Here is a 26,141-nt window from a genome sequence, read left to right as displayed (position 1 = left end):
GACGACATGAAGAATGTGCTGTGGTTCCTGATCGGCGTGATCGGCGGCTTCGTCGCGGCTCACTTCATGAACAAGGACCCGCGGGGCCACGACATCCTGGCCGACGTCGACGCCCGCCTCAACGGCCTCGCCGCGATCCTCAGCGACGCGTATCGCGCGCAGGAGGCTCGGCTGACCGAGCCGGGCGAGAACTGACCCCCCGCATCTGCGCCTCGGCGCGCCCCCTCACGCAAGGACATCCGGCACTCCTATGAAAACTGCGGAAATCGCGCAGCGCTACCTCTCCTACTTCGAGAAGAACGACCACCTCATCGTCCCCTCGGCATCCCTGGTCAGCGACGACCCCTCGCTGCTGTTCACCGTCGCCGGCATGGTCCCGATGATCCCGTACCTCACGGGCGTGGTCCCGGCGCCGCATCCGCGCATCGCCGACCTGCAGAAGTGCATCCGCACCAACGACATCGAGGAGGTCGGGCGCACCGCGCGTCACGGCACGTTCTTCCAGATGCTCGGCAACTGGTCGTTCGGCGACTACTTCAAGGAAGGCGCGATCCGTTACGCCTGGGAGCTGCTCACGAGCTCGGAGGCGGACGGCGGCCTCGGCTTCGACGAGAAGGATCTCTGGGTCACCGTCTACGAGACCGACGACGAGGCCGAGGCGATCTGGCGCGACATCATCGGGCTCAAGCCGGAGCGCATCCAGCGCCTCGGTCGCGCGGACAACTACTGGAACACCGGCCAGCCCGGTCCCGGCGGCCCTGACTCCGAGATCTTCTTCGACCGCGGCCCTGCCTACGGCAAGGACGGCGGCCCTGCGGTCGACGACTCGCGGTTCCTGGAGATCTGGAACCTCGTGTTCATGCAGGACTTCATCGAGAACATCCGCGGCAAGACCGAGTTCGACATCGTCGGCGAGCTGCCGATGAAGAACATCGACACCGGCATGGGGCTGGAGCGTGTCGCCTTCCTCAAGCAGGGCGTCGAGAACATGTACGAGACCGATCAGGTGCGTCCGGTGCTCGACCGCGCCGTCGAGCTCTCCGGCCGCCGCTATGGTGCGGTCCACGAGGACGACGTCCGCTTCCGGGTGATCGCGGATCACGTGCGCTCCTCGCTCATGCTTCTCTCCGACGGCGTGCGTCCGTCGAACGAGGGCCGCGGCTACATCCTGCGGCGCCTCATGCGCCGGACCGTGCGCGCCATGCGGCTGCTGGGCGTCGACGACCCCGCGTTCCCCGAGCTGTTCGCCGCCTCCCGCGATGCGATGAAGTCGGCGTACCCGGAGCTGGAGCGCGACTGGTCCGTGCTCTCCTCGGCGGCCTTCGCCGAGGAGGAGACCTTCCGGCGCACCCTGGCGCAGGGATCGACCATCCTCGACCTCGCGCTCGACGAGACGAAGAAGAGTGGCGGGAAGACCCTCAGCGGTTCCGAGGCGTTCCTGCTGCACGACACCTACGGCTTCCCGATCGACCTCACCCTGGAGGTCGCCGAAGAGGCCGGGCTGGACGTGGACCGTGCCGCGTTCGACTCCCTCATGCAGGAGCAGCGTCAGCGCGCAAAGGACGACGCCCGCAATCGCAAGCGCCAGCTCGCGGATGTCTCGGTCTACCGCGACCTGCGTGCGCTGGGCGAGACGGGCTTCGACGGCTACACGGCCCTCGAGGTGGAGTCCCGTGTGCTCGGCCTGCTCGTCGACGGGGCGCCGGTGCGCAGCGCCGCCGAGGGGCAGATCGCCGAGGTCGTGCTCGCCGAGACGACGCTGTACGCCGAGTCGGGTGGTCAGGTCGCCGACAAGGGCACCATCGTGGGCCCCGGCTACGAGCTCGAGGTGCTCGACGTGCAGCGTCCGGTCCCGGGGCTGATCAGCCACACGGTCGAGGTCTCCCGCGGCACGGTCGCGGTCGATGACATCGCGACGACGATCGTCGACGCCGCGAACCGGCGCGCCGCTCGGCAGGCGCATTCCGCCACCCACCTCGTGCACGCCGCCCTCCGCGACACGCTCGGTCCGACGGCCACACAGTCCGGGTCGCTCAACCGTGCCGGGTACATGCGGTTCGACTTCGCCTGGTCGCAGGCGCTGTCGACCGACACCCGCACGGAGATCGAGGAGATCACGAACCGCGCCGTGCAGGACGCCCTCGAGGTGACCACCCGCATCGTGACGCTCGACGAGGCCAAGGAAGCGGGCGCCATGGCGCTCTTCGGCGAGAAGTACGGCGACGTCGTGCGGATGGTCGACATCGGCGGCCCGTGGTCGCGAGAGCTCTGCGCCGGCACGCACGTGTCGACCAGTGCGGAGATCGGTCTGGTCAGCGTGGTGGGGGAGTCGTCGGTCGGCGCCTCCAACCGCCGGATCGAGGCTCTCGTCGGCGCGGATGCCTTCCGTGAGCTCGCGGCGGAGCGGGCTCTCGTCTCGCAGCTCACCGCCTCTCTGAAGACCCCGCGCGAGCAGCTCCCGGAGCGGATCGCCGATCTCGCCGCGAGCCTCAAGGCCGCGGAGAAGCGCATCGCGCAGTTCGAGGCGAAGGAGCGGGCGGGGCGCATCCCCGCGATCGCCGAGGCCGCGACGCGCGTCGGAGACTACCGCGTGGCGGCGCAGACGCTGGGGGACGTGGCCTCCGCGGACGATGTCCGCGAGCTCGTCAACGGCGTGCGCGACCGGCTGGGTTCCGACCCCGCGGTCGTGGCGCTCGGTGCGGTCGTCAACGGTCGCCCTGTCGTCGTCGTCGCCACGAACGAGGCCGCGCGCGGTGCCGGTGCGAAGGCGGGTGCGCTCGCGAAGCGCGCCGCCGGTGTGCTCGGCGGAGGCGGCGGCGGTCGGGACGACGTCGCCCAGGGTGGCGGTACCGACGCAGCGGCACTGCCCGCCGCGCTCGAGGCCGTCTCCCAGGGGCTGCGCGGCGCGTGAGCGGTTATCGCCGCGGGGTCCGGCTCGGCATCGACGTCGGCCGGGCCCGCGTGGGCGTGGCGCGGTCCGATCCGGACGGCATGCTGGCCGTCCCCGTCGAGACCGTACCACGCGATGAGCGCTCGCTCACGCGCATCGCGGAGCTGGCTGCGGAGTACGAGCCGCTGGAGATCGTCGTCGGTCTGCCGGTGAACATGCAGGGTGCGGACACGCCGTCGACGGTGGATGCGCGCGAGTTCGCGGCGGCTCTCCAAGCGCGCAGCGGCGTGCCGGTACGCCTCGTCGACGAGCGTCTGAGCACGGTCTCGGCGCATGCGGCGTTGCGGAGTTCTGGGCGATCACAGAAGAACTCTCGTAGCATTGTGGATCAGGTCGCCGCCGTGGTGCTGCTGCAGCAGGCGATCGACACGGAGAAGAGCACCGGAAACCCGGCCGGTGCCCCGGTCCCCGTTGACGAGGAGCCCGCCTGAACATGTCCGAACGCGAGAGCCGTGCGCCCGAGCACGAGCAGAGCACCCGGTTGGGGGATCTGTTCGAGAACCTCCCCGCTCCGTCCCCGCAGGTCCCGACCGCCGGAGACGACACGCCGGCACCCGGATCCCGCCGCGCGGCCAGGGAGGCCGCGGCACGCGAGCAGGACGCCTCGCCCACTCCGGACGCCGGGGTCGCGCCCGGTGCCGATGTGCCCGCCCGTCCGGTCTCGGCGTCGGCGGCGACCGCCGCGGAGACACCGGCGGACGACCACCGGCCGGCGGTGACCGCCGCGGATGCCGAACCGGTCGTGACACGCGCGATGCCCGTCGCCGCGACGAGCGCGGACGAGGCCCCCGCCCCGGGCCCGCGCCGGTCGACCGGCACCGAAGACCCCGCACCGGCGCTGGGCGGCGGGCTCGACGAGATCTTCGCGGCGCAGGACGACGGTCGCGATCACGGAGCGCCGACCAAGAAGAAGCGCCGCAAGGGCTGCCTCATCGCCCTGATCATCGTCCTGGTGATCCTCGGCGGCATCGCCGCCGGCGGCGTCTGGGTCGCGAACACCTTCGGCGACCGCATCGCCGACGCCATGGGGTGGGGGGAGCCGAAGGACTGGGAGCCCGGTCAGGCGACCGGTGAGGCGCTCGTCACGATCAAGGAGGGCGATACCGGCGGCCCCGTGTCGACCGCGCTCTACGAGGCGGGCGTCACGAAGACCGAGGACGTCTTCTACGACTACCTCATCGACGAGAACATCGCGGTGACCTTCTACCCCGGCGTCTACCGTCTCCAGGAGAAGATGACCGCCGAGGACGCCCTCGCCGCGCTGCGCAACGAGGACAACAAGCTGGAGAACTCGGCATCCGTGCCCGAAGGGGCCACCATCGAGTACTTCCTTCCGCAGGTCGCCGACACGATGGGCATGCCACTCGAGGAGCTTCAAGCGGCTGTGAAGGACCCATCTGTCTACGGAGTCGAGGCGGACAGCCTGGAGGGATGGTTGTTCCCGGCTGTCTACACGTTCGATCCGGAGACCACGGCAACGCAGGTCATCCAGCGGATGGTCGACCGGACACGCGAGTCGCTGGCAAAGGCCGGTGTTCCGGCCGGGGATGAGCAGCGCATCCTCACCATCGCCTCGATCATCCAGCGTGAAGGCCGGACCGACGACTTTCCCAAGGTCTCTCGTGTGATCGAGAACCGTCTCGCGCCTGGAAACAGCGAGACGAACGGGCTTCTGCAGATGGACTCGACGGCTCAGTACGGCGTCGGAGAGCTGCATGCGGGAGCCGCGGGCTCGTCCGAGAAGGCCCTCACGGACCCGAATCCGTGGAACACCTACATCCACCCGGGGCTGCCGAAGGGGCCGATTGCGACCGCGACCGATGCAGCGATCGACGCGGCGATGCACCCTGCCGACGGTCCCTGGTTCTACTTCGTCACTGTCAACCTCGACACGGGGGAAACGGTGTTCTCGGCGACGTATGCGGAGCAGCAGGAAGCCGAGAAGAAGCTGCACGCGTGGTGCAAGGAGAACCCGGATTCCGGGTGCTACGCGGAGTGACGCGGGTAACTGACGCGGTGAACCGGAGACGGCTGGCGGTCTGGGGCGACCCGATCGGGCACTCACGGTCGCCGGAGCTGCACGCTGCGGCCTACGCGGTGCTCGGACTGGACTGGGAGTACGAGCGCCGCCAGGTCGGCGCGGGGGGCTTCGCGGACGCGGTCGAGGCGCTCGACGACTCCTGGCGCGGCCTGTCGCTGACGATGCCGCTCAAGGAGGAGGCCTACCGGTACGCCGCCAGCCGGGATGCCCACGCGGAGCTGACCGGCGCGGTCAACACGCTCCTGGTCTCGGAGACCCCGGCGGGATTCAACACCGACGTCGGCGGGATCGTCGATGCGCTCGGGGACGCCGGCATCCGCGAGATCGGGACGGCGCGGATCCTGGGCGCCGGAGCCACGGCGGCCTCGGCCCTCGTCGCCCTCGCCGACCTGGGGGCGACACGGGTCGAGGTCGCCGCCCGTCGGCCGGAACGCGCCGCCGGGCTCGTCCGCATCGGAGAGCGTCGCGGCGTCGTGGTCACCCCTCGATCGTTCGAGGAGGTGGACGGCGACGCGGACCTCACGGTGGCGACGTTGCCCTCCGGCACCGCGCTGCCACCGGACGTCGCCTCCCGCCTGTCCGAAATGGGCGGGACGCTCTTCGATGCGGCCTATGCCCCGTGGCCGTCCGCGCTCGCGACGGAGTGGGGCGATCAGCCGGTGGTCTCCGGGCTCGGGATGCTGCTGCATCAGGCGGTGCGGCAGATCCGGATCTTCCTGCACGGCGACCCGGTCTCGCCGCTGCCGGACGAGGAGGCCGTCCTCGCCGCGATGCGCGCCACCCTCTGAGCGCCGCCGGACGAAACGCGGCACGGCGCGGGGGGAAACGCATGGGAGACTAGAGCACATGCTCCGCGTGCTCACGGCCGGCGAATCGCACGGCCCAGAACTCATCGCCGTCATGGAGGGTCTGCCCTCCGGCGTCCCGGTGTCGTCCGAGGCCATCCAGGCCGACCTCGCCCGCCGCAAGCTCGGCTATGGACGCGGCTCCCGGATGAAGTTCGAACAGGACGAGCTCACGATCTCCGGCGGCGTCCGGCACGGGAAGACGCTGGGCAGCCCCATCGCCCTGCGCATCGGCAACACCGAGTGGCCGAAGTGGATCGAGGTCATGAACCCGGAGCCGGTGGAGCTCACCGATCGCTCGCGCGGTCGTGGCGCCCCGCTGACCCGGCCCCGTCCGGGCCACGCCGACCTCGTGGGCATGCAGAAGTACGACTTCGACGAGGCCCGCCCGATCCTCGAGCGTGCGAGCGCGCGGGAGACCGCCGCCCGCGTGGCGCTCGGCGCCGTCGCCCGCTCCTTCCTCGGCGAGCTCGGCATCCGACTCGTCAGCCACACGCTCTCCATCGGTCCGGTGCGCGTGCCGGATGGCGCGGCGCTGCCGACCCCGGACGACGTGGACGCCCTGGACGCCGACCCGCTGCGGTGCTTCGACCCCGCGACCTCGGCGCTCATGGTCGCCGAGGTGGACGACGCCAAGATGGACGGCGACACCCTCGGCGGCATCGTCGAGGTCCTCGCGTACGGCCTGCCGCCGGGGCTCGGCTCCCACGTGCACTGGGACCGCCGCCTGGATGCCCGACTGGCCCAGGCGCTCATGAGCATCCAGGCCATCAAGGGCGTGGAGGTCGGCGACGGCTTCGAGACCACGCGCCGCCGCGGCTCCGCCGCCCACGACGAGCTCTTCGCCACCGCCGACGGCATCGCCCGCGGCACGGACCGCGCCGGCGGCACCGAGGGCGGCATGTCGACCGGAACCGTGCTGCGCGTCCGCGCCGGCATGAAGCCGATCGCGACCGTGCCTCATGCGCTGCGCACGATCGACGTGGCGACCGGTGACCAGGCGACCGCGCACCACCAGCGTTCCGACGTCTGTGCGGTGCCCGCGGCGGGCGTCGTCGCGGAGGCCATGGTCGCCATCGAACTGGCCCGCGCCGTGCTGGAGAAGTTCGGCGGCGACAGCATCCGCGAGACGCGCCGCAACCTGGAGGGGTACCTCGACGGCATCCCGGCGGAGCTGCGCACGGCCCCCGCGTCCGAGGCGGCGCTCATCGCGCATGACGAACGAGGCTGAGCCGCTGACGCTGGTCCTCGTCGGACCGATGGCGGCCGGTAAGACCAGCGTCGGGCGACGCGTCGCGCGGCGGCTGGGCGTCGCCTTCGTCGACACCGACAAGCGCATCGTCGCCGCGCACGGCCCGATCCCCGAGATCTTCGCCACGCATGGCGAGGCGCACTTCCGGAACCTGGAGCGCGCGGCGGTCCGGGAGGCCCTCGCCGAGGGCGGCGTGATCTCCCTCGGCGGCGGCGCCGTCACGGATCCGGAGACGCGCGCGCTGTTGCGCGCCCACCCCGTGGTCTTCCTCACCGTGAGCGAGGCCGCCGTCGCCGACCGCCTGCGCGGCGGGACGCGCCCGCTGCTGGCGGGCGAGGACCCGGTCGAGAAGTGGAAGCGCATCTTCGCCGAACGGCGAGGATGGTACGACGAGGTGGCGTCGGCCACGTTCGACACCTCACGGCGTCCGATGCAGCGCATCGCCGACGAGATCGTGGCATGGAGGAGAGAACAGCGATGAGCACGACGACCATCAGCGTCACCGGGAACGACGCCTACGACATCACGATCGGACGGGGGATCCTCGACCAGGTGTCCGCGGCTCTCGCGCCGGGCGTCCGCAAGATCCTCGTCGTGCACCCGCCGACCCTCGCGGCCCGGGCCGCCGAGCTCCGCGACCGGCTCCTCGCCGACACCGCCGACGGGCCGCGCGAGGTGCTGCTCGCCGAGATCCCGGACGCCGAGCAGGGCAAGCGCATCGAGGTCGCCGCCTTCTGCTGGCAGGTCATGGGCCAGGCGGACTTCACCCGGACGGACGCCGTCGTCGGCTACGGCGGGGGAGCGGTGACCGACCTCGCCGGCTTCGTCGCGGCGACGTGGCTGCGCGGCATCCAGATCGTCCAGGTGCCCACCACCGTCCTCGGCCTCGTCGACGCCGCCGTCGGCGGCAAGACCGGAGTCAACACCGCGGAGGGGAAGAACCTCGTCGGCGCCTTCTGGGCACCGCGCGCGGTGATCGGCGACCTCGACGAACTGGGCAGCCTGAGCCCCAATGAGGCCACGGCCGGCTTCGCGGAGGTCGTCAAGGCCGGCTTCATCTGGGCGCCGGAGATCCTCGACATCATCGAGGCCGATCCGGCGCGCGCGGTCGACTCCACGACGGACGAGTTCCGCCGGGCGGTCGAGCTCGCGATCGACATGAAGGCGCAGGTCGTCTCTGACGACTTCCGCGAGGCCGGACAGCGCGAGATCCTGAACTACGGCCACACGCTCGGCCACGCGATCGAGCACGCCGAGCGATACCGCTGGCGGCACGGGGCGGCCATCTCGATCGGCATGCTGTACGCCGCGGAGCTCTCCCGGCTCGCGGGGCGGCTGTCGGACGCCGCGGCGGAGCGCCACCGTACGATCCTCGAGTCGCTGGGCCTGCCCACGTCGTACCGCGCCGGCGCCTGGCCGCAGCTGCTCGCCACGATGCAGCGCGACAAGAAGAGCCGCGGCGGGATGCTCCGATTCATCCTCCTCGACGACATCGCCAAGCCCACCGTGCTCCAGGCGCCGGACGAATCGCTGCTGTTCGCCGCCTACCAGGAGATCGGCGCATGAGCATCGCCGTCCGGCGCATCACGCCGGAGGACTGGCGGGAGGTCAAGGCGCTGCGGCTGCAGGCCCTCGCCGACCCGGCCGCACCGATGGCCTTCCTCGACACCGTCGAGCACGCCGCCGCACAGCCCGACCGCTTCTGGCAGGAGCGCGCCGCGAATGCCGCGGGCGACGCCGCCGCGGCGCAGTTCGTCGCGATCGCCGACGACGGCGCCTGGACCGGGACCGTGACCGTGCTCCCGCATCGCGAGCAGCACGACGCGGGGCTGGTCGTCGGGGTCTACGTGGCGGATGCGCATCGCGGTGCGGGCGTCATCGATGCGCTCCTCGACGCCGCGGCGGCCTGGGCCCGCGATCGCGGCCTCCGCGCGCTCGTGCTCGAGGTGCACGTGGACAACTCCCGGGCTCAGGCCGTGTACCGCCGAGGCGGCTTCGTCCGGACCGGGGAGATCGAGACGGCCAACTTCGGGCGGGAATGGGTCATGCGCCGCGAGCTGGTCGACACCGGGAGCGTGCCCGCATGAGCGCCCCGCGTCGGCTGCTGCTCGTCAACGGCCCCAACCTCAACCTCCTCGGCACCCGCGAACCCGAGGTGTACGGCACCGCGACCCTCGCCGACGTCGAGCGGATCACCGCCGAGACCGCTGCCGCCCTGGGGTTCGAGGTGCGGGCGCTGCAGAGCAACCACGAGGGCGTGCTCATCGACGCGATCCACGATGCGCGGGCGGACTGCGCGGGCATCGTCATCAACCCGGGCGGCCTCACCCACACCTCCGTCGCCCTGCGCGACGCGCTCACCGGCGTCGCGTTGCCCTTCGCCGAGGTCCACATCTCCGACGTCTACGCCCGCGAGGAGTTCCGTCACCACTCGTACCTGCACGACGTCGCCGCGGTCCGTGTCATCGGACGCGGCGTGGAGGGCTACGCCGAAGCGGTGCGAGAACTCGTCGCGCAGCTCTGAGCGCGCGGGATCAGGGCAGGCCGACGAGCAGCACGCACACCGTGATGCCCACGAGCGTCAGGAGGGCCATGGCGAGGAAACAGACGGCCAGGGCACGGAGCCGCGGACGCACGCTCGACACCGTGAGGCGGATGACGACCATCGCGACCAGGCCCAGGACCAGGACGATCGCGGTCACCAGGCCGACGGTCCCCGCGGCGCCGCCGCTGCGGACGATCCCGATCAGGGGCACGAGGCTGACCGCCGTGAAGATCGTGGCGACGATGAGCCACACCGCCCCAGACGACGTCCGCAGCGCCGGCTGATTCGCCATCCTGGTCGGGTCCTGGTCGCGATCGTCTTCGCTCATGTCGATTCCTCCTGTCCGTCCACGCTGCCCGGGGCCACGGGCATCGTCACGGGGCTTCCGCTCTCGCGGAGGAGCGTCTATCGTGCCCCGCGACGGCCCGCGCCGGGCATCCCGTAGAATCGACTGTCGGCCGACCCCGGCCCCCACGGACTCAGGAACGGAACTCCTCGCACATGGCATCCACCGCAGACATCAAGAACGGCGTCGTCCTCAGCATCGACGGGCAGCTCTGGAGCGTCATCGAGTTCCAGCACGTCAAGCCCGGCAAGGGCGGCGCGTTCGTCCGCACGAAGCTGAAGAACGTCGTCTCGGGCAAGACCGTGGACCGCACGTACAACGCCGGCGCGAAGATCGACATCGAGAACGTCGACCGCCGGGACTACACCTACCTCTACACCGACGGTGACGGGTTCGTGTTCATGGATCAGACCGACTTCGACCAGATCACGCTGCCTGCGGCCACGGTCGGCGACGCGAAGAATTTCCTGCTCGAGAACCAGCAGGTCACCATCGCCCTCAACAACGGCAACCCCCTCTACATCGACCTCCCGGCGTCGGTCATCCTCGAGGTGACCTACACCGAGCCCGGCCTGCAGGGCGACCGCTCGTCCGCCGGCACCAAGCCCGCCACGCTCGAGACCGGCTACGAGATCCAGGTCCCGCTGTTCCTGGAGACCGGCACGAAGGTCAAGGTCGACACCCGCACGGGCGAGTACCTCGGCCGCGAGAAGTAAGGCGTGAGCGCCCGCACGAAGGCGCGCAAGCGCGCGCTCGACATCCTGTTCTCCGCCGACGTCCGCGGCGACGAGGTCGCGGTGGCCCTCGCCGCCGAGGCGAAGCGCGCGGCGAACGAGCCGGCACGCGAGGCGTCGTGGCTGTACGCCCGCGAGATCGTCGACGGCATCATCGACCAGCGCGACGAGATCGACGAGCAGATCACGACCCACAGCCGCGACTGGAAGCTCGAGCGGATGCCCGCCGTCGACCGCGCCCTGCTGCGCATCGGCGCGTGGGAGATCCTCTACAACGACGAGGTGCCGACCGCGGTCGCGATCGACGAGGCGGTGGAGCTCGCGAAGGAGTTCTCCACCGACGAGTCGGGCGCGTTCGTGCACGGCGTGCTCGCCCGCGTCGCCCGCTCGGCCTGAGCGCCGCAGCGGCGGTGTCGGCGGTGGCGGGCAGGATCGTGTCATGATCCGCCCGCCCGCCTCCGCCACCCCGGGAGACGGCGCGCGGGATTGGCGTGTCCTGTTCGACGCCGGCACTGCTCCGGCGGCGGCGACCCCGCTCGCCCTCGGGTTCGAGGTGCGCGTCCGCGACGCCCGAGGAGCCAATCCGTGGGCATCACGCCCGCAGCGCACCGCGACCCCCCGCGACGTCGCCAAGGGTGTGGGGGAGATCCTCCTCGGCATCCGTCCGCTGGAGCAGAGCGCGGCGACGGGGTCCTGGGTGCTCGGCTCCGCCATCTGGGACGCGGTCCGCCGCGCGCCGGACCAGTACGGTCGGGAACGGTCGCGGTGGTTCGCCGATCTGCTGAGCATCGCGCGCGACACGCTGCTCTCCGGCACGGCGGGGGACTGGCTCGTCGCCGACCTGATCGAGTCGCGGCTCCTCTGGGGGCATCTGCGGTCGGCGACCGACCTCGGCATCCCGCTCGTGGCGGCGCAGCGGTCGACGACGCTCGTCCTCGCCGACACCGCGGAACTGACGGCGACCGTGTCCCGTGACGACGACGGCGGCCTCGTCGTCCGTCCGGTCGTGACCCTGGACGGGCGCGAGACGCCGCCGGGCAGCATCCGCGCCCTCGGGCGCTCCGGCGTGTACGAGGTCGCGCAGAGCGGGTCGCGCCTGCAGGTGACGCTCGCGGAGCTTCCGCTCGCAGGGCCGGCGCAGTCGCTGCTCCGGGCCCGGACGCTCGTCGTCCCCGCGGAGGAGGAGACGGCCTTCCTCCAGGATGCCTATCCGCTCCTCGCGCGTCGCCTCCCCGTCCGCGCGGTCGGCCGCGTCGCGCTACCCGACCTCCCGCCACCTCGTGCTGTGCTCCGGGTGGCGTTCCGTCGCGGCGACACTGTGGAATACGCCATCGAGTGGGACTATCGCGGCTTCGGGCGGGTGCCGTTCACGCCGGGTCCGGAGGCCGTGCGCGATCCGGAGGCCGAAGCCTCTGCGACGCATCGGATCCGGAGCGTCTGGCAGGACCACGGCGTCGCGTTCGCCCCCGCGGGGGCGTTCCACGACGTGGGGGCCGCGGAGTTCATGACCCGCGTCGTCCCCGCCGTGGAGGCGGAGGGCGTCGAGGTGGAGGTGTCGGGCCGCCGCAAGACGTATCGCGAGCTCGCCGGGGAGCCGGAGATCACGGTCTCGACCATGGAGAGCACCGACCCGGACTGGTTCGACCTCGGCGTGATCGTCCGCATCGACGGGCGGAACATCCCCTTCGAGCCGCTGTTCACGGCGCTGAGCGCGGGCCGGCGAAAGCTCCTGCTCGTCGACGGCAGCTACTTCTCCCTGAACCACCCGGCGCTCGACCGCCTGCGCGACCTCCTCGACGAGGCCGGGGATCTGGACGAGTGGGAGACGGGCCCGCGGATCAGCCGTCATCAGACGGATCTGTGGGAGGAGTTCGAGGATCTGGCGGACGAGGCCCTTCCCGCGGTGAGCTGGCGGGCCACCGCCGACGGACTGCGCAGCGCCACCGCGGTGCCGGCGGTGCCCCTCCCTCCGGGACTCACCGCACAGTTGCGGCCGTACCAGAAGGAGGGGCTGGACTGGCTCGCGTTCCTCTGGTCGCATCGGCTCGGCGGCATCCTCGCCGACGACATGGGTCTCGGGAAGACGGTCCAGCTGCTCGCGCTCATCCTGCATGCCCGTGCGGCGGGGGAGGGACGTCCGTTCCTCGTCGTGGTCCCGACGTCCGTGCTGGCCACCTGGCGCACCGAGGCGGCGCGGTTCGCTCCGGGTCTCCGCGTGATCACCCGGGACTCCACCGCCGGGCCTGCGGTGGCCGCCGTGGCTCGCGAGGCCGATGTGGTCCTGACCACCTACGCCGTCGCCCGGCTCGACGAAGAGGGGTTCGCGAGCGTTACCTGGGCCGGCCTGATCCTCGACGAGGCCCAGTTCGTGAAGAATCCGGCGACGAAGCTGCATCGTGCCGTCGCGCGCTTCCCCGCCGACGTCACCATCGCTGTCACGGGCACGCCGCTGGAAAACAGCCTCGAGGAGCTCTGGGCGCTGCTGAAGCTCACGGCACCCGGCCTGTTCGCTTCCGCGCGGAAGTTCCGCGAGCACTACATCCAGCCGATCGAGCAGGGGAAGGTGCCGGAGAACGCGGAGGGCGGACCGTATCGGCAGCGCCGCCTCGCGCAGCTCCGACGACGGATCCGCCCGCTCGTGCTCCGCCGCACCAAGGAACTCGTCGCCCCGGACCTCCCGCCGAAGCAGGAGCAGGTGCTGGAGATCGAGCTGAGCGCCGGGCATCGCGAGCTCTACGAGACGGTGCTGCAGCGGGAGCGGCAGAAGGTGCTCGGCCTGCTGGAGGATCTCGACCGCAACCGCTTCATCGTGTTCCGCTCCCTGACGCTGCTGCGGATGCTGAGTCTCGCTCCGGCGCTGATCGACCCGGCCGACGCGCGCCTCGGCTCCCGCAAGCTCGACGAGCTCCTGGAGCGGATCGTCGAGCTGCAGGCGGAGGGGCACCGCGCGCTCGTGTTCAGCCAGTTCACGTCCTTCCTCGACATGGCGGCCGCGCGTCTGGACGCCGCCGGCATCCCGTACGCGCACCTCGACGGCTCGACGCGTCATCGCGAGCAGGTGGTCGCGGACTTCGCGGAGGGGGAGCAGCCCGTCTTCCTCATCAGCCTGAAGGCCGGCGGGTTCGGGCTCACGCTGACCGAGGCCGACTACGTCTTCCTCCTCGACCCGTGGTGGAACCCCGCCGCCGAGGCCCAGGCCGTCGACCGCACGCACCGCATCGGCCAGCGCAGCCAGGTGTTCGTCTACCGCATGATCGCCAGCGGAACGATCGAGGAGAAGGTCCTCGCGCTGCAACGCCGCAAGGCCCGCCTGTTCACCGCCGTGCTCGATGATGACGCGCTCTTCGCCCAGGCGCTCACGGCGGACGACATCCGCGGTCTCTTCGACGACTAGACCGTTTTCCCCGGCCCGTCCCGCCGGGTGCTCAGGGAGCCGTCGGTACAATCGAACGGTTCATCTTCGAGAGGAATGCAATGCGGATCACGGGACTCGGCCATGCCGGCATGTTCATCGAGACGGTGGGCGGCAACATCATCTGCGACCCGGTGCTCGGCCCGTCCTTCTTCGGGTCCTGGTTCCCGTTCCCGGACAACCGTGCCCTCGACTGGGAGCGCTACGGTCGTGAAGCCGACTTCCTCTACATCTCGCACCGGCACCGCGACCACTTCGACCCGGCGCTGCTGGAGCGGTACATCCGCAAGGACATCGAGGTGCTCCTGCCGGAGTATCCGATCGACGACCTGGAGCAGGACATCCGGGCGCTCGGCTACACGAACATCACCTACGCGCCCGCCGGCGAGATCATCGAGCGCGGAGCGCTCAAGATGATGATCACCCCGCTGCGCGCTCCGAGCGACGGCCCGATCGGCGACTCGTCGCTCAGCGTCGACGACGGCACCGGCTCGATGCTGAACCAGAACGACTCGCACCCGCTCGATCTCGACAAGCTGCTGCACTTCGGGAAGCCCGACGCCTACTTCACGCAGGTCTCCGGGGCGATCTGGTGGCCCATGGTCTACGACCTGCCGATGGACGCGAAGCAGAACTTCGCCCGCCTCAAGCGCGAGGCGCAGAACAAGCGCGCGATGTACTACATCGAGAAGGTCGACGCTCCGCATGTCTTCCCGATGGCGGGTCCGCCCATGTTCCTCCGCGACGACCTCTTCGACTTCAACGGGATGGGCCGCAACGGCGAGTCCATCTTCACGGACCAGAAGCAGTTCATCGCGCACATGAAGGAGCTGGCCCCGAAGTACGACGGGCAGCTCTTCGTCCCCGGCACGCTCGTCACGATCGACGGCGGTGCGGTGACCACCGAGCAGACGCTCTACACCGAGGCCGAGCTCGCCCACATCTTCGACGAGAAGTGGGAGTACCTGGAGGAGCAACGCGCGACCCGCCAGCAGGAGATCCGCGACGAGGAGGCCTCGCGCGCCGAGATCATCCCGCCGGACGAGATGCTGGCCGCGATCAAGGAGTGGTGGGAGCCGCTGCTGAAGAAGTCGCGCACCATCCGCCTCGGGGTCGGCGGGCACGTCCGCTTCCGCATCGGGGAGCTGGACATGGTGGTCGACTTCCCGCGCGCCAAGGTCCGCGAGTACGCGGGGGAGGAGTGCGTGTACTGGTACACGATCCCGGCCGACCTCGTCTCGACGAACATCCGCGACCACGAGATCGACTGGTCGAACTCGATCTTCCTGTCGATGCAGTTCTCGGTCGGCCGCAGCGGCAAGTTCAACGAGTTCCTCACCACGTTCCTGAAGTGCCTCTCGGTCGACCGGATCGAGTACGTCGAGAACTGGTACCAGGAGCAGACCGACCAGACCGAGGACGCGGAGATCGGCGACTGGGTCGTCCAGCGCCGCTGCCCCCACCTGCGCGCCGACCTCACCAAGACGGGGAAGGTCGACGAGGACGGCATCCTCACGTGCAGCATGCACGACTGGAAGTGGGACCTGAAGACCGGACGCTGCCTCTCCACGAGCGGCCACCCGATCCGTTCCTCGAAGATCGACGACGTGACGGATCCGGTGCTCCGCGAGGCGAGCTGAGCGCGCCTGTACCACCGAGTGCAGCCGGTGGTACAGTGAGGCGATGCCGACCGCTCTGACCCGCATCCAGGTGACGCAGACCGCCGCGCTGCGCGAGGCGCTGGAACTCGCGGAAAGCGAGTGGCCAGGACTGCCGAAGTCGGAGCAGGTGGCGAGGCTCGCGGTGCTGGGGGCGGAGCGGCTCGCAGAGCGAGGATCCCACCGGCGCGCGACCCGGCGGGCGGCGCTCGAGGCGACGCGGGGATCGATCGCCTATCCACCGGGGTATCTCGACGCTCTCCGGAAGGACTGGCCGGAGTGATCGTCGTGGACGCCGGTGTCCTCATCGCGCACCTTTCCACCGACGATGTCCACCAGGAGGCGGCGTTCGACATCCTCGATACCGAGGAAGACCTTCTGATCCACCCGATCACCCTCGCGGAGGCGCTCGTGCATCCGGCGCGGATGGGCACAGAGCTCGCCGATCTCGCCAAGATCGACTCCCTCGGGCTGCTGCGTCGGGAGGAGACGGTCGACGAACCGGTCCATATCGCGCGGCTCCGCGCCGCGACCTCCCTGAAGCTCCCGGCCTGCGCGGTACTCGTCACAGCGGAGGCGTTCGGCGCGACGCTGGCGACCTTCGACCGTCGTCTCGCGACGGTCGCCAGAGAGCGCGGTGTCGAGGTCGTAGGCGTCTGATCCCTCCGATAGACTGAGATCACAAGCAACCTTTAACACCGTCCTGTGAGGCGGAGAAGGGAGCGGCTGATGGGTGTGCGCACTGTGTTGCACCAAGCCGACATCTCACGAGCGCTGACCCGGATCGCGCACGAGATCCTCGAGTCCAATCGCGGGGCCGACGACCTCGTCCTGCTGGGCATTCCGACCCGCGGCGTGACGCTGGGCCATCGGCTCGCCGCCCTGATCAGCGAGATCGCGCAGGTCTCCGTCCCCGTCGGGTCCCTCGACGTGACGCTCTTCCGCGACGACCTCGCCAAGCACCCGACGCGATCGCCGCAGCCGACGGAGATCCCCGCGGGCGGCATCGACGGGAAGACGGTCGTCCTCGTCGACGATGTCCTGTTCTCCGGCCGGAGCATCCGCGCCGCGCTCGACGCCCTCCAGTCGATCGGCCGTCCCGCCGTCGTGCGGCTCGCGATCCTCATCGACCGCGGGCACCGGGAGCTTCCCTTCCGCCCGGACTTCGTGGGCAAGAACATCCCCTCCGCGCGCACCGAGCGCGTCAACGTGCGTCTGTTCGAGAACGACGGCGCCGAGGAGGTGACGATCGGCGAATGAGGCATCTCCTCGACACCCGCACGCTCGACAGAGCGACCGCCCTGCGCATCCTCGATGTCGCGGAGGACATGGCCGACACGCAGTCGCGCGAGGTCAAGAAGCTTCCCACGCTCCGCGGGAAGACCGTCGTGAACCTCTTCTTCGAGGACTCGACGCGCACCCGCATCTCGTTCGAGGCCGCCGCGAAGCGCCTGTCCGCCGACGTCATCAACTTCGCCGCCAAGGGTTCCAGCGTCTCCAAGGGCGAGAGCCTGAAGGACACCGCGCAGACGCTCGAGGCCATCGGTGCCGACGCGGTCGTCGTGCGGCACCCCGGCTCCGGCGCGCCGCAGACCCTGGCGACGAGCGGCTGGATCTCCGCCGGCGTCGTCAACGCGGGCGACGGCACCCACGAGCACCCCACCCAGGCGCTCCTCGACGCCTTCACCATCCGCAAGCGTCGCTTCGGCGTGGACAGTCGCGGACGCGACCTCTCCGGTCTCCGGGTGACGATCGTCGGTGACGTGCTGCACTCGCGGGTGGCGCGCTCCAACGTCTGGCTGCTCACCACGCTCGGCGCCGAGGTCACGCTCGTGTCGCCGCCGACCCTGGTTCCACAGAACGTGTCCCTATGGCCGGTCCGCGTGGTCTACGACCTGGACGAAGCCCTCGCGGAGGGGCCGGACGCCGTGATGATGCTGCGCATCCAGCTCGAGCGCATGAACGCGGCGTATTTCCCGACTGAGCGGGAGTATTCGCGCCGGTGGGGCCTGGACGCACGGCGCGTGGCGGCTCTGCCGGGCGGTAGCATTGTCCTGCACCCCGGACCCATGAACCGGGGACTGGAGATCTCCTCCGAAGCTGCCGATTCCCCCCGTTCGACGGTGCTGGAACAGGTGTCGAACGGGGTCTCCGTGCGCATGGCGGTGCTGTACCTGCTACTGGCAGGGGAACGAGACGACGAACGAGGGGGAGACCTGTGAGCGAGACCCTCGTCATCACCGGTGCACAGCTGCTCGGCGCGGACGGCGCCGACATCATGATCGAGGACGGCGTCATCGCCGAGGTCGGGACGGGGCTCACCCGCACCGGCGCGCGGGTGATCGACGCCGCGGGCCTGGTCGCGCTGCCGGGCCTCGTCGACCTGCACACACACCTGCGCGAGCCGGGGTTCGAGGCCTCTGAGACGATCCTCACCGGCACCAGAGCGGCCGCCGCGGGCGGGTTCACCGCCGTGTTCGCGATGCCGAACACCTCCCCGGTCGCCGACACGGCGGGCGTGGTCGAGCAGGAGCTCGCCCTCGGCGAGGCGGCCGGCTACGCGACCGTGCAGCCGATCGGCGCCGTCACCGTGGGGCAGAAGGGCGAGCGCCTCGCCGAGCTGGGCGCCATGGCCACCTCGCGTGCCCAGGTTCGGGTCTTCAGCGACGACGGCTTCTGCGTGTGGGACCCGCTGATCATGCGCCGGGCTCTGGAGTACGTGAAGTCCTTCGACGGCGTCATCGCCCAGCATGCGCAGGACCCGCGGCTCACCGAGGGCGCCCAGATGAACGAGGGCACCGTCTCGGCCGAGCTCGGGCTGGCCGGGTGGCCCGCGGTCGCCGAGGAGTCGATCATCGCCCGCGACGTGCTCCTCGCCGAGCACGTCGGCTCGCGACTGCATGTCTGCCACCTCTCGACGGCAGGCTCCGTCGACATCATCCGCTGGGCCAAGAAGCGCGGTGTCAACGTGACGGCGGAGGTCACGCCGCACCACCTGCTGCTCACGGACGAACTCGTCCGCGGCTACGACGCACGATTCAAGGTCAACCCGCCGCTGCGCCGGGAAGAGGACGTCCTCGCGGTCCGGGAGGGTCTGGCCGACGGCACGATCGACATCGTCGCGACCGATCACGCACCGCACCCCAGCGAGCACAAGGCGTGCGAGTGGCAGGCCGCCGCGAACGGCATGGTGGGTCTGGAGAGCGCCCTGCGGGTCGTGCACCAGTCGATGGTGCAGACCGGCCTGCTCGACTGGGCCGACGTGGCCCGGGTCATGAGCGCGACGCCCGCCCGCATCGGCCGGCTCTCCGGCCACGGCACGCCGCTCGAAGCCGGGCAGCCCGCGCACATCACGCTGTACGACCCTGCGGTCGACGGCGTGTTCACCGCAGCGGACCTGCACGGGCGCAGCGTGAACTCGCCCTACCTGGGCCGCGCACTGCCCGGGCGCGTGGAGTACACGGTGCACGGCGGCGTCCTCACGGTCGACGGCGGCGCCGTCGTCGAGGAGCTCGGCGCATGAGCGCACGGGACCTCGCGGTCGCGATCATCATCGCCGTCGCGCTGCTGATCCTGCTCTCTATGCTGTTCGCCTGGCGACGACGAGTGCGGCGCGATGCCGCGTACACGGCCCCGCTCGGGGTGCCGGAGCACGCGGAGGTGACGCGCCGTGACGAGGTGCTCTACGTGTCCACCACCCGGCACGAGCAGCCCCTCGAACGGCTCGCGATCACCCCGCTGGCGTTCCGCGCACGCGGCGAGCTGGCTGTGACCGATCGCGGCATCGCGCTGGCCCTGGACGGTGCCCCCACCGTCTTCCTCGCCGCCGACCGCCTCGTCTCCGTCGACCGCGCGACCGTCACCATCGATCGCGTCGTGGAGCCCGGCGGGCTCGTGCGCATCTCGTGGCACGTCGACGACACGACCGTCGTCGACAGCTATGTGCGCCTCACCGGCGGCGACCTCCCGACCCTCATCTCCGACCTGCAGCGGCTCATCCCCGCCGCCCCTGACACAGGAGCCTCGTCATGACCCTCTCTACTTCCTCCCCGCAGGCCTCTGCGGCACGCCTTCCCGACCCCGCCGTCCTCGTCCTGGAGGACGGCACCCGACACCGCGGACGCGCGTACGGCGCGCGCGGGCGCACCCTCGGCGAGGTCGTGTTCGCCACCGGCATGTCGGGATACCAGGAGACCATCACCGACCCGTCCTACGCCGGGCAGATCGTCTTGCAGACCGCCCCGCACATCGGCAACACCGGCATGAATGACGAGGACACCGAGTCCCGCCGCATCTGGGTCGCCGGCTACATCGTGCGCGACCCCTCGCGCGTCGTCTCGAACTGGCGGGCGAACGCCTCTCTCGATGACGTCCTCGTCGAGGACGGCATCGTGGGCATCAGCGGCATCGACACGCGCGCGGTCACCCGCCACATCCGCTCGGCCGGCTCCATGCGGGGCGGCATCTTCTCGGGTGCGGAGGCGGAGCTCGACCCGGAGGAGCAGCTGCGCATCGTCCGCGAGGCCCCGGAGATGACCGGCCTCAACCTCTCCGCGCAGGTGTCCGTCGAGAGCGCGACCGTCACCCCGGCGGTGGGGGAGCGCATCGGCAACCTCGCCGTGCTCGACCTCGGCGTGAAGCAGGCGACGATCGACAACCTCGCGGCCCGCGGCTTCGATGTGCACGTCCTCCCGCAGGACGTCAGCATCGACGAGATCCGGGCGATCGAGCCGGTCGCCGTCTTCTACTCGAACGGTCCCGGCGACCCCGCGGCGTCGGGCGACCACGTCGAACTGCTGCGCGCGGTCCTCGACGACGGGCTGCCCTTCTTCGGGATCTGCTTCGGCAACCAGCTCCTCGGTCGGGCCCTGGGTCTCGGCACGTACAAGCTGCCGTTCGGCCACCGCGGCATCAACCAGCCCGTGCTGGACAAGCAGACGGGCAAGGTCGAGATCACCGCGCACAACCACGGCTTCGCCGTCGAGGCGCCTCTGGAGGGCTCCTTCGACAGCCCGCACGGCTACGGCAAGGTCGAGGTCAGCCACGTCGGCCTCAACGACAACGTCGTGGAGGGCCTGCGCGCCCTCGACATCCCCGCGTTCTCGGTGCAGTACCACCCCGAGGCCGCGGCCGGACCGCACGACGCCAACTACCTCTTCGACCGCTTCCGCGACATGGTCATCGCGACCCTTCGACCCGCTCAGGGACCCACCCAGGGAGATGCAAAGTAATGCCCAAGCGCGACGACATCCGCTCCGTCCTCGTCATCGGCTCCGGCCCGATCGTCATCGGCCAGGCCTGCGAGTTCGACTACTCCGGCACCCAGGCGTGCCGCGTCCTCCGTGAGGAGGGCGTCCGGGTCATCCTCGTCAACTCCAACCCCGCGACGATCATGACCGACCCCGACTTCGCCGACGCGACGTACATCGAGCCGATCACCCCTGCGGTGATCGAGACGATCATCGCGAAGGAGAAGCCCGACGCGATCCTGCCGACGCTCGGCGGTCAGACGGCGCTCAACGCCGCGATGGCGCTGCACGAGCAGGGGATCCTCGAGAAGTACGACGTCGAGCTCATCGGCGCGAAGGTGGACGCCATCAAGAAGGGCGAGGACCGTCAGGTCTTCAAGGAGCTCGTCCTCGAGGCGGGCGCGGACGTCGCCAAGAGCGTCATCGCCCACACCATGGACGACCTCCTCGCCGGGGCCGAGCAGCTCGGCTACCCGCTGGTGGTGCGCCCGTCCTTCACGATGGGCGGCCTGGGCTCCGGGTTCGCCTACGACGAGGAGGACCTGCGCCGCATCGGCGGCGCCGGCCTGCGCGACTCGCCGACGACCGAGGTGCTCCTGGAGGAGTCGATCCTCGGCTGGAAGGAGTACGAGCTCGAGCTCATGCGCGACACCGCCGACAACACGGTGGTCGTCTGCTCCATCGAGAACGTCGACCCGGTCGGCGTGCACACCGGCGACTCGATCACGGTGGCGCCCGCGCTGACCCTGACGGACCGGGAGTACCAGAAGCTCCGCGACATCGGCATCGACATCATCCGCGCCGTGGGCGTGGACACCGGTGGCTGCAACATCCAGTTCGCGGTCAACCCCGAGAACGGGCGCATCATCGTCATCGAGATGAACCCGCGCGTCTCCCGGTCGAGCGCCCTGGCCTCGAAGGCCACCGGCTTCCCGATCGCCAAGCTCGCGGCCAAGCTCGCCCTCGGCTACCGCCTCGACGAGATCCCGAACGACATCACCGGCGTGACCCCGGCGAGCTTCGAGCCGACGCTCGACTACGTCGTCGTCAAGGTCCCGCGCTTCGCGTTCGAGAAGTTCCCGGCCGCCGACGCGACCCTCACCACGACCATGAAGTCCGTCGGCGAGGCGATGGCCATCGGCCGCAACTACGCCACCGCACTGCAGAAGGCGCTGCGGTCACTCGAGAAGCGGGGCTCCAGCTTCCACTGGGGCGAGGAGCCGCGCACCGTCGAGGAACTGCTCGAGATCGCGAAGACCCCGACCGACGGCCGGATCGTCACCCTGCAGCAGGCGCTGCGCAAGGGCGCGACCGTCGAGCAGGCGTTCGAGGCCACGGCCATCGACCCCTGGTTCCTCGACCAGATCGTCCTCATCAACGAGGTCGCCGATGTCGTCCGCACCGCCGGCGAGCTGGATGACGCGACGCTGCGCTACGCCAAGGAGCACGGCTTCTCCGACGCGCAGCTCGCGCAGCTCCGCGGCGAGAGCGAGGCCGAGATCCGCGGCGTGCGCCACGGCCTCGGCATCCGCCCCGTGTACAAGACGGTCGACACCTGCGCAGGGGAGTTCCCCGCGCTGACGCCGTACCACTACTCGAGCTATGACGCCGAGACCGAGGTCGCGCCGTCCGAGCGCACCAAGGTCGTCATCATCGGTTCCGGCCCGAACCGCATCGGTCAGGGCGTCGAGTTCGACTACTCCTGCGTGCACGCCTCGTTCGCGCTGTCCGACGCGGGCTTCGAGACCGTGATGATCAACTGCAACCCGGAGACCGTGTCGACCGACTACGACACGTCCGACCGGCTGTACTTCGAGCCGCTGACGCTCGAGGACGTGCTCGAGGTGCTGGACGCGGAGGCCGCGAGCGGCACCATCCTCGGCGTCGTCTGCCAGCTCGGCGGGCAGACCCCGCTCGGGCTCGCGAAGGGTATCGAGGCGGCCGGCTACACGGTCCTCGGCACGAGCCCGGAGGCCATCGACCTGGCCGAGGAGCGCGAGCTGTTCTCGCGCCTGCTCGACGAGGCCGGGCTCCTCGCGCCGCGTAACGGCACGGCGATCGACGTGGAGGGCGCGGTGCGCATCGCCGAGGAGATCGGCTACCCCGTGCTCGTGCGCCCGAGCTTCGTGCTCGGCGGTCGCGGCATGGAGATCGTCTACGGCACGGATGCGCTGCGTGACTACTTCGTGCGGACCGCCGGCGAGGTCGTGATCGAGGAGGGCAAGCCGCTCCTGGTCGACCGCTTCCTCGACGATGCGATCGAGCTCGATGTGGACGCCCTGTACGACGGCACCGACCTCTTCATCGGCGGCGTCATGGAGCATCTGGAGGAGGCCGGCATCCACTCCGGCGACTCGAGCTGCACGCTGCCGCCGGTCTCGCTCGGCCGCAGCGACGTGGACCGCGTCCGCGAGGCCACCCTCGCCATCGCACAGGGCGTGGGCGTGCGCGGTCTGCTGAACGTGCAGTTCGCGATCAGCGCCGGCGTGCTCTACGTCATCGAGGCCAACCCCCGGGCGAGCCGCACGGTGCCCTTCGTCTCCAAGGCGCTGGGCATCCCGATGGCGAAGGCCGCCAGCCGCATCATGGCCGGCTCCACGATCGCCGAGCTCCGCGCCGAGGGGATGCTGCCCGCGCAGGACGGCTCGCGCGTCCCGCTGGACGCCCCGGTCTCGGTCAAGGAGGCCGTGCTGCCCTTCAAGCGGTTCCGCACCGCCGACGGCAAGACGGTCGACTCGGTCCTCGGCCCCGAGATGCGCTCGACCGGCGAGGTCATGGGCATCGACCGCGACTTCCCGACCGCGTTCGCGAAGTCCCAGGCTGCGGCCTACGGCGGCATGCCGACCTCGGGCACCGTGTTCATCTCGGTCGCCGACTCCGACAAGCGCGCGGTCATCCTCCCGGCGCACCGCCTCCAGCAGCTCGGCTTCACGATCGTGGCGACCGAGGGCACGGCGGAGATCCTGTCCCGCAACGGCATCGCCGTCACGGTGGTCGAGAAGTACAGCGAGACCCAGGAGAGCGGCGCCCGGAACATCGTCGACCTCATCAACGACGGCGAGATCGACATCGTCGTGAACACCCCGTCCGGTGGTGCCGCTCGCGCGGACGGCTACGAGATCCGCGCCGCCGCCGTCGCCGCGGACAAGGCGCTCTTCACGACCATCGCCGTGCTCGGCGCGGCGGTGAGCGGGATGGACGCCGCGCACGAGGGCTTCCAGGTCAAGAGCCTGCAGGAGTACGCCCAGGACCGGATGGCCGCGGTATGACGGAACGCTTCGGCGGGCGAGCCCGCGCCGCTCTGGAGGCGCACGGTCCGCTCTGTGTCGGCATCGACCCCCACGCCGCTCTGCTGGCGGCGTGGGGGCTGACCGCCGACGCCGCCGGAGTCCGGGAGTTCGGGCTCCGTACCGTCGAGGCGGCCGCCGGTCGCGTCGGTGTCGTGAAGCCGCAGGTGTCGTTCTTCGAGCGGTACGGCGCCGCCGGGTTCGCCGCGCTGGAGGACGTGCTCGCCGCCGCGCGGGCGGCCGGACTGCTCGTGATCGCCGATGCCAAGCGCGGGGACATCGGATCGACGATGGCCGATTACGCTCAGGCCTGGCTGCCCGCCGGTGCGCCGCTGGAGGCGGACGCCCTGACGGTGAACCCGTACCTCGGCGTCGGTGCGCTGGAGGGCGCGTTCGCCCTGGCCGAGGAGCACGGCAAGGGGCTCTTCGTCCTCGCGGCGACCAGCAACCCCGAGGCGACCGTGCTGCAGCGCGCGACGACCGCGGACGGCGAGACCGTGTCCGCGGCCGTGGTCGCCGAGGTGTCGCGCCGGAACGCCGCCGCGACGCCCGAGGGGGAGTGGGGGAGCTTCGGCTTCGTCATCGGCGCCACCGTGGACGCGGCGGATGCCGGCCTCGTGCCGTTCGCGCCCGTCGCCCCGATCCTCGCCCCCGGCTTCGGCGCGCAGGGCGCCACTCCCGCGGATCTCGCCCGCCGCTTCGGCCCCCAGGCCGCCTCGGTGATCGCGAGCGAGAGCCGCAGCCTCCTCTCCGCGGGCCCGGCGGCCCTCGCCGAGACGATCGCCGACCGTGCCGCCCAGTATCGAGAGGTCAGCCGTGGCTGAGGAACGCCGCACCGTCCCCGAGGTCGACAGGGCCGCCGCCGCCCGCCGTGCGGTCGAGAGACGACGTGCCAGGGCCTCGCTCAAGCGGGATCTGACGATGCGCGTCGTCACTCCGCAGGCCGTGCTGCATCGCGCGACCGACGACCCGGACTCGGTCGAGGGCTCCATGCGCATCACCGACTTCCTCCTGGCCCTCCCGGCGATCGGCGCGGGGAAGCGCGACCGCGTGCTGGAGCAGCTCCACATCTCGCCGGTCAAGCGGCTCGGGGGGCTGGGCGCCCGGCAGCGCCGGGTGCTGGAGGAGTGGCTGGACGACCGGTTCCCCGTACCCGCCCCCCGCGGGGCGCGCAGCCGACTGCTCGTCCTCGCCGGCCCCACGGCGGTGGGCAAGGGGACCGTCGCCGCGCACATCCGCGAGAACAACCCCGAAATCCATCTGTCCGTCTCGGCGACCACCCGACCGCCACGCCCGGGCGAGATCGACGGCGTGCATTACTACTTCGTGGACGACGCCGAGTTCGACCGCCTGATCGCCGACGGCGAGCTGCTGGAATACGCGGTCGTGCACAACCGCTCGCGCTACGGCACCCCGCGCGCTCCCATCGACGCCGCCCTGGCCGAGGGGAAGACCGTGCTGCTGGAGATCGACCTGCAGGGCGCGCGTCAGGTGCGCGAGGCCGAGCCCTCGGCGACCCTCATCTTCCTCCTGCCGCCGAGCTGGGACGAGCTGGTGCACCGACTGGTCGGCCGTGGCACGGAGGACGCCGAGGAGCGAGCACGCCGGCTGCGGACCGCGAAGGTCGAGCTGGCGGCGCAGAACGAGTTCGACCACCTCATCGTGAACGAGGACGTCGCCACCGCCGCTCGCGAGGTCGTAGACTTGTCTACAAGCTCTGCGCGCTGACCTGATTCCAGGGTCGAGCACCACGCCGGTCCCTGAGCTCGTCGAAGGGTCGCGCGCCCGCAGCACCGTCTTCGCGGCGAATCCCGTCGCCTGA

The 26,141-nt window shown here is 70.7% G+C and carries 25 protein-coding genes; 24 read left to right on the top strand and 1 reads right to left on the bottom strand.

The genetic code is table 11. The features are described from left to right. Positions 1-6: 6 nt before the first annotated feature. From C6C15_RS08845 to aroQ, 10 genes are read left to right on the top strand one after another with little or no spacing between them, the layout of a single operon-like run. On the top strand, positions 7-195 hold the full coding sequence (locus C6C15_RS08845; protein ID WP_025103513.1) for a hypothetical protein: 189 nt from the start codon (positions 7-9) through the stop codon (positions 193-195). A gap of 55 nt (positions 196-250) precedes the next feature. Beyond that, a complete protein-coding gene (gene alaS, locus C6C15_RS08840; protein WP_105949865.1) occupies positions 251-2,911 on the top strand; it encodes an alanine--tRNA ligase in 2,661 nt (886 codons plus the stop codon). Further along, entirely contained in the window at positions 2,908-3,381 is a 474-nt protein-coding gene (ruvX, locus tag C6C15_RS08835; protein ID WP_060923676.1) for a Holliday junction resolvase RuvX, read from the top strand. The genes alaS and ruvX overlap by 4 nt, the downstream gene beginning before the upstream one ends. Positions 3,382-3,383: 2 nt before the next feature. Then, complete coding sequence (gene mltG, locus C6C15_RS08830; RefSeq protein WP_105949864.1) at positions 3,384-4,949, top strand: endolytic transglycosylase MltG; 1,566 nt, start codon at positions 3,384-3,386, stop codon at positions 4,947-4,949. A 17-nt stretch (positions 4,950-4,966) separates the two neighbouring features. Beyond that, positions 4,967-5,779 carry a shikimate dehydrogenase gene (locus tag C6C15_RS08825; protein WP_234024107.1) on the top strand — a complete coding sequence of 271 codons (813 nt, stop codon included), beginning with the start codon at positions 4,967-4,969 and terminating at the stop codon, positions 5,777-5,779. Positions 5,780-5,837: 58 nt separating this feature from the next. Beyond that, complete coding sequence (aroC, locus tag C6C15_RS08820; RefSeq protein ID WP_105949862.1) at positions 5,838-7,067, top strand: chorismate synthase; 1,230 nt, start codon at positions 5,838-5,840, stop codon at positions 7,065-7,067. After that, positions 7,051-7,569: a shikimate kinase gene (locus tag C6C15_RS08815; protein WP_105949861.1), complete on the top strand. Its 519-nt coding sequence runs from the start codon at positions 7,051-7,053 to the stop codon at positions 7,567-7,569. Before aroC ends, C6C15_RS08815 begins: the two co-directional genes overlap by 17 nt. Next, complete coding sequence (gene aroB / locus C6C15_RS08810; protein WP_105949860.1) at positions 7,566-8,654, top strand: 3-dehydroquinate synthase; 1,089 nt, start codon at positions 7,566-7,568, stop codon at positions 8,652-8,654. Before C6C15_RS08815 ends, aroB begins: the two co-directional genes overlap by 4 nt. Continuing rightward, positions 8,651-9,175: a GNAT family N-acetyltransferase gene (locus C6C15_RS08805; RefSeq protein ID WP_060922154.1), complete on the top strand. Its 525-nt coding sequence runs from the start codon at positions 8,651-8,653 to the stop codon at positions 9,173-9,175. Before aroB ends, C6C15_RS08805 begins: the two co-directional genes overlap by 4 nt. Next, a complete protein-coding gene (gene aroQ / locus C6C15_RS08800; RefSeq protein WP_060922155.1) occupies positions 9,172-9,612 on the top strand; it encodes a type II 3-dehydroquinate dehydratase in 441 nt (146 codons plus the stop codon). The genes C6C15_RS08805 and aroQ overlap by 4 nt, the downstream gene beginning before the upstream one ends. A 10-nt stretch (positions 9,613-9,622) precedes the next feature. Here aroQ and C6C15_RS08795 read toward each other — a convergent pair whose 3' ends face one another. Beyond that, positions 9,623-9,961: a hypothetical protein gene (locus C6C15_RS08795; RefSeq protein WP_105949859.1), complete on the bottom strand. Its 339-nt coding sequence runs from the start codon at positions 9,959-9,961 to the stop codon at positions 9,623-9,625. Positions 9,962-10,134: 173 nt separating this feature from the next. On the opposite strand from C6C15_RS08795, the gene efp reads away from it, so the two are divergent. From efp to gmk, 14 genes are all read left to right on the top strand, one after another. Further along, positions 10,135-10,695: an elongation factor P gene (gene efp, locus C6C15_RS08790; protein WP_025103502.1), complete on the top strand. Its 561-nt coding sequence runs from the start codon at positions 10,135-10,137 to the stop codon at positions 10,693-10,695. A 3-nt stretch (positions 10,696-10,698) separates the two neighbouring features. Further along, positions 10,699-11,109 (top strand): transcription antitermination factor NusB, encoded by a 411-nt coding sequence (gene nusB, locus C6C15_RS08785; RefSeq protein ID WP_060922157.1) that lies wholly within the window; start codon positions 10,699-10,701, stop codon positions 11,107-11,109. A 43-nt stretch (positions 11,110-11,152) separates the two neighbouring features. After that, on the top strand, positions 11,153-14,107 hold the full coding sequence (locus tag C6C15_RS08780; protein ID WP_105949858.1) for a DEAD/DEAH box helicase: 2,955 nt from the start codon (positions 11,153-11,155) through the stop codon (positions 14,105-14,107). Between the two features lie 80 nt (positions 14,108-14,187). Beyond that, on the top strand, positions 14,188-15,765 hold the full coding sequence (locus C6C15_RS08775; RefSeq protein ID WP_105949857.1) for a Rieske 2Fe-2S domain-containing protein: 1,578 nt from the start codon (positions 14,188-14,190) through the stop codon (positions 15,763-15,765). Between the two features lie 43 nt (positions 15,766-15,808). Then, positions 15,809-16,066, top strand: a complete 258-nt coding sequence (locus tag C6C15_RS17070) for a hypothetical protein (RefSeq protein ID WP_060922159.1) — start codon at positions 15,809-15,811, stop codon at positions 16,064-16,066. Next, positions 16,063-16,443 (top strand): PIN domain-containing protein, encoded by a 381-nt coding sequence (locus C6C15_RS08770; protein ID WP_158698536.1) that lies wholly within the window; start codon positions 16,063-16,065, stop codon positions 16,441-16,443. Before C6C15_RS17070 ends, C6C15_RS08770 begins: the two co-directional genes overlap by 4 nt. Positions 16,444-16,512: 69 nt before the next feature. Continuing rightward, complete coding sequence (gene pyrR / locus C6C15_RS08765) at positions 16,513-17,043, top strand: bifunctional pyr operon transcriptional regulator/uracil phosphoribosyltransferase PyrR (RefSeq protein WP_105949855.1); 531 nt, start codon at positions 16,513-16,515, stop codon at positions 17,041-17,043. Next, positions 17,040-18,005 (top strand): aspartate carbamoyltransferase catalytic subunit, encoded by a 966-nt coding sequence (locus tag C6C15_RS08760; RefSeq protein ID WP_060922161.1) that lies wholly within the window; start codon positions 17,040-17,042, stop codon positions 18,003-18,005. Before pyrR ends, C6C15_RS08760 begins: the two co-directional genes overlap by 4 nt. After that, the gene (locus tag C6C15_RS08755) at positions 18,002-19,306 is read left to right on the top strand and encodes a dihydroorotase (protein ID WP_105949854.1); all 1,305 of its coding nucleotides are present in this window, start codon (positions 18,002-18,004) and stop codon (positions 19,304-19,306) included. Before C6C15_RS08760 ends, C6C15_RS08755 begins: the two co-directional genes overlap by 4 nt. Continuing rightward, positions 19,303-19,815, top strand: a complete 513-nt coding sequence (locus tag C6C15_RS08750) for a PH-like domain-containing protein (RefSeq protein ID WP_062634504.1) — start codon at positions 19,303-19,305, stop codon at positions 19,813-19,815. The genes C6C15_RS08755 and C6C15_RS08750 overlap by 4 nt, the downstream gene beginning before the upstream one ends. After that, positions 19,812-21,014, top strand: coding sequence for a glutamine-hydrolyzing carbamoyl-phosphate synthase small subunit (carA, locus tag C6C15_RS08745; RefSeq protein WP_105949853.1), 1,203 nt, complete (start codon positions 19,812-19,814; stop codon positions 21,012-21,014). Before C6C15_RS08750 ends, carA begins: the two co-directional genes overlap by 4 nt. Beyond that, positions 21,014-24,301, top strand: a complete 3,288-nt coding sequence (gene carB, locus C6C15_RS08740; protein WP_060922165.1) for a carbamoyl-phosphate synthase large subunit — start codon at positions 21,014-21,016, stop codon at positions 24,299-24,301. Before carA ends, carB begins: the two co-directional genes overlap by 1 nt. After that, the gene (pyrF, locus tag C6C15_RS08735; protein WP_105949852.1) at positions 24,298-25,143 is read left to right on the top strand and encodes an orotidine-5'-phosphate decarboxylase; all 846 of its coding nucleotides are present in this window, start codon (positions 24,298-24,300) and stop codon (positions 25,141-25,143) included. Before carB ends, pyrF begins: the two co-directional genes overlap by 4 nt. Next, complete coding sequence (gene gmk, locus C6C15_RS08730; RefSeq protein ID WP_060922167.1) at positions 25,136-26,047, top strand: guanylate kinase; 912 nt, start codon at positions 25,136-25,138, stop codon at positions 26,045-26,047. The genes pyrF and gmk overlap by 8 nt, the downstream gene beginning before the upstream one ends. Positions 26,048-26,141 lie beyond the last annotated feature (94 nt).

The organism is Microbacterium sp. str. 'China', from assembly GCF_002993305.1.
Taxonomy (GTDB): Bacteria; Actinomycetota; Actinomycetes; order Actinomycetales; family Microbacteriaceae; genus Microbacterium; species Microbacterium paraoxydans.
This window is presented reverse-complemented; position numbering and strand designations above follow the sequence as displayed.